General features: G+C 59.9%; 4 protein-coding genes and 1 pseudogene. All 5 read left to right on the top strand.

Features of this window, described 5'->3' with window-relative positions; genetic code table 11:
* Window positions 1-213: pseudogene (locus EGJ86_RS25240) on the top strand (hypothetical protein); the annotation flags it as partial.
* Between the two features lie 80 nt (window positions 214-293).
* Window positions 294-1,298: a YqaJ viral recombinase family protein gene (locus EGJ86_RS24740; protein WP_125836934.1), complete on the top strand. Its 1,005-nt coding sequence runs from the start codon at window positions 294-296 to the stop codon at window positions 1,296-1,298.
* Between the two features lie 91 nt (window positions 1,299-1,389).
* A complete protein-coding gene (locus EGJ86_RS24745; protein WP_125836935.1) occupies window positions 1,390-2,340 on the top strand; it encodes a hydrolase or metal-binding protein in 951 nt (316 codons plus the stop codon).
* Complete coding sequence (gene radC, locus EGJ86_RS24750; RefSeq protein ID WP_034019467.1) at window positions 2,312-2,809, top strand: DNA repair protein RadC; 498 nt, start codon at window positions 2,312-2,314, stop codon at window positions 2,807-2,809. The genes EGJ86_RS24745 and radC overlap by 29 nt, the downstream gene beginning before the upstream one ends.
* 10 nt (window positions 2,810-2,819) lie before the next feature.
* Window positions 2,820-2,993, top strand: a complete 174-nt coding sequence (locus EGJ86_RS25165) for a hypothetical protein (protein WP_177432948.1) — start codon at window positions 2,820-2,822, stop codon at window positions 2,991-2,993.
* Window positions 2,994-3,086: the final 93 nt, after the last annotated feature.

Raw genomic sequence — 3,086 nt, forward strand, 5'->3', positions numbered from 1 at the left:
GCTTTACGATCAGTTACGAAGACAGGCTGCCGCAGCAGTAACCCAAGCCCCGGTTACACAAAATTCTGCACACCCTCCAATGCCGTGACCGAGTACGTCGATCACGAACGCCGGGCACGCAGCACGGAATACCGCCTCGACTCTGCCTGGTTCGGCCAAGGTGCCCAGATCAAGCAACGCGCTCTGGATACTGCCCTGCAACTGGTCGCCTGACCTTTTTACCTACTCCACCCCATAACGCCCGACCCGCTTCGTTGCAGGTCGGGCGTTTCTATTTCTGCAAGGTGAACGCTATGAAAGCCACTTCATTGAATCGCAGCACCAGCAAATCTCGTCCAGCTCTGCGCCTGGTCAGCACTAAGGAGCTGCCACGCGAGGACTGGCTGCAGATCCGTAAGCAAGGTATTGGCAGCTCGGATGCAGCTGCAGCCGTAGGACTCAACCCCTACAAGTCGCAGCTGGAACTCTGGATGGAGAAGACCGGCCGTGATGCTGGCATGCCCAAGGCCGACCCACAGGATGAGGAAAGCCCGATGTACTGGGGCAACGTGCTGGAGCCCATCGTGGCCTGGCACTACAGCAAGCGCACCAAGAATAAGGTACGCCGCATCAACGCCGTGCTGCAGCATCCCAATCCGGAGCTGCCCTGGATGCTGGCTAACATCGACCGCGAGGTGATCGCGGCGGACGATGTGCAGATCCTCGAATGCAAGACAGCAGGCATAAATGGGGCACGACTCTGGAAAGAGGGCGTGCCTGAGTATGTGCAGCTGCAGGTGATGCACCAGCTCGCCGTCACCGGTAAGCAGGCGGCGGATGTAGCGGTACTGCTGGGTGGCCAAACGCTGGAGATCCACCGTATCGAACGGGACGAGCAGATGATTGCTCGCCTGATCGAGCTGGAGCGCCAGTTCTGGCACTACGTGGAAACCGACACCCCACCGCCGGCCGATGGCACGGCTTCAGCTGAGTCTGCGCTGCGCTACCTCTACCCGGAGGACAACGGCCAGGTCGTCGACTTCAGCCAGCATGCTGGTCTTTCAGCGGCTTACATCGAGCTGAAAGCCGTGCGTCAGTCGATTGCCGACAAGGAAAAGCGCGAGGCCGAGCTCAAGCAGGTGCTGCAGCAGGCCATGGGCGATGCCAGTCGGGCGGAGTTCTCCAGCGGCTATGTCAGCTGGCGCAAGGCCAAGGACAGCATCGGTCTCGATGTAGCTCAACTGCTTAAGGACAAGCCCTACCTGCAGGCCAAGTACCCACTGCTGAAAACGGGTGCACGGCGCTTCCTGGTCGGCTGAAACCCAACTACTACATCCCTTCCCTCCCCTTGGCCAGCCCATGCAGTTCGCGCTGCGTGGCTGGCCTTTTTTCATTTCCAGGAGACTCACCATGCTCAAAGGTCTGGCTATCACTCCACCGGTACTCGGGCGGATTTCCATCGGTAAGGTCATCGAGAAAAACGGCAAGCGCCTGCCGGAGAAGGATGACCAATTCACCATCACGTCCCAGGTGCAGGGTAAGGACGGCTGGCTGCTGCACCCGCTCAATGACGAGCTGCGTCAGGGCAAGGACGACAAGCTGCGCAGCATTCCGGTACGACTGCTGTTCAACGAGCCGGAGCTGAATTTCCGAGCCGACTACACGCTGTTCGACCGGCAATCCGGACGCCCCGTCTGCGTGGGCAATGGCGAGACTTATAAGCGGGTTACCCAGGACGGCATGCAGTCGCTGCCCTGCCCTTCACCGGATGCCTGTCCGCTGGCCAAAGGCGGTGCCTGCAAGCCCTACGGCCGACTGAATGTGGTGATTGGCGATGAGGATCCGCTGGGCAGCTTTGTGTTTCGCACCACCGGCTTCAACAGCATCCGCACCCTCGCCGCTCGCCTGCATTACTTCCAGGCCATCTCGGGCAACCGCCTGGCCTGCCTGCCACTGGAACTACGTCTACGTGGTAAGTCGACTCGCCAGAGCCATGGCACGCCGATCTTCTACGCCGATCTGACGGTACGCGGCGGCATGGACATGGCTGAAGCTCTGGTGACCGCCAGTGAACTCGATTCGCGGCGGCAAGCTGCCGGCTTCAATCAAGCAGCGTTGGATGAGGCTGCACGACGCGGCTTCGGCAACGGAGCCTTCGAGGACAGCGAGGAGGATGCCAGCGCCATCGTGGAAGAGTTCTACCCCGAGGGTGAAGCTCCTGCTGCAGCAACAATTTCCCAACTCAACCCCACCAAACCCAGCCTGGCTGAAAAGCTCGATGCACAGGCTACTCGTCACACCCCACCCACAGACCAAGACCAAGGAGGCCGCCATGCACCTGCACAAGCTGAAAGCCAGTGACACGGCCGGCACCTACTTAGTCGAGTCCCCGGTGACGGAAAACGACATCCTGCTGATGGCCAGGCAACTGGCCAGCCTGCGTCTGCGCAAGGGACGTGCCCTGACGTCGCCTAAGGAGGTGTTCAGTCACCTACAGGCGCTGCTGGCTGACTATGAGCACGAGGTGTTCGCCCTGCTCATGCTCGATAGCAGGCACCGGGTGATTGCGTTCGAGGAGCTGTTCAGGGGGACTCTTGATGGAGCCAGCGTGTATCCCAGGGAGGTCGTGAAGCTCGCCCTGGAGCACAACGCCGCCGCCCTGATCCTGGTGCACAACCACCCTTCGGGTGACCCAGAACCCAGCATGGCGGATCGAAACCTCACCACGAAACTGCAGGACGCGCTCAACCTGGTCGGAGTCAGAACGCTCGATCACGTTGTGGTAGGCCAGGAGGATTGTGTGTCGTTGGCTGAGCGCGGCTACCTGTAAGGAGGTGCCAATGAAACTGCTGTTACGGACTGTTGCCTCGGCATTCATGTTTGCCGGGATCTTGGCCGGTTGTCTGGCGATATTGCTGCTGGTGATTCTGATGGTGCGCTTTCTACCATTGCTGATTGCCGTGGTGTTGGCGTGCTGGATCTACCGGAAGCAGAAAGTAAGAATGAACCCTTGAACGGTGAGCCAGCGTGGAGGGTGTGCAGAATTTTGTGTAACCGGGGCTTGGGTTACTGCTGCGGCAGCCTGTCTTCGTAACTGATCGTAAAGC

It is taken from the genome of Pseudomonas sp. o96-267 (assembly GCF_003935465.1).
Classification (GTDB): Bacteria; Pseudomonadota; Gammaproteobacteria; order Pseudomonadales; family Pseudomonadaceae; genus Aquipseudomonas; species Aquipseudomonas sediminis.

What these genes read in the sequence shown, in the direction of transcription:
- EGJ86_RS24740 (WP_125836934.1), top strand. Translation starts at nt 294, where the DNA reads ATGAAAGCCACTTCATTGAATCGCAGCACCAGCAAATCTCGTCCAGCT.
- EGJ86_RS24745 (WP_125836935.1), top strand. Translation starts at nt 1,390, where the DNA reads ATGCTCAAAGGTCTGGCTATCACTCCACCGGTACTCGGGCGGATTTCC.
- radC (WP_034019467.1), top strand. Translation starts at nt 2,312, where the DNA reads ATGCACCTGCACAAGCTGAAAGCCAGTGACACGGCCGGCACCTACTTA.
- EGJ86_RS25165 (WP_177432948.1), top strand. Translation starts at nt 2,820, where the DNA reads ATGAAACTGCTGTTACGGACTGTTGCCTCGGCATTCATGTTTGCCGGG.